We start from the raw sequence: 263 nt of genomic DNA, 5'->3' as shown, positions 1-263 counted from the left end.
TCCAAGTCTTAGCTTTACACTGTTAATAAATGATTTAATTTTATTTACATTCCCTCCAAAAAAAGAATCATAAGATCCAAAGCCTGATGATGTATTAGAGTTTAATAAAGCAAGAGCGGCATCACATCTCTTAATCAAATCAACATAGATGGTTTTAGAATCATCATAAGCTGGATTCGGATATTTATCAACCTGTACCGCTTGTGAATAAGGAACATCCCCATAAGTATCAACCAATAAGCTGTAAATATAAACTTCTAAAG

1 protein-coding gene is annotated in these 263 nt (G+C 31.9%); it reads right to left on the bottom strand.

Annotation, left to right across the window (positions count from 1 at the left end; all coding sequences use genetic code 11):
- Window positions 1–263: SusD/RagB family nutrient-binding outer membrane lipoprotein (locus tag SB772_RS42130; RefSeq protein ID WP_410838789.1), on the bottom strand; the 263-nt coding region annotated here is incomplete at both ends.

This window comes from Paraburkholderia sp. SIMBA_030, from assembly GCF_046535245.1.
Lineage (GTDB): Bacteria > Pseudomonadota > Gammaproteobacteria > Burkholderiales > Burkholderiaceae > Paraburkholderia.
The sequence above is the reverse complement of the archived record's forward strand: the minus strand, read 5'-3'. Positions and strand labels throughout refer to the sequence as shown.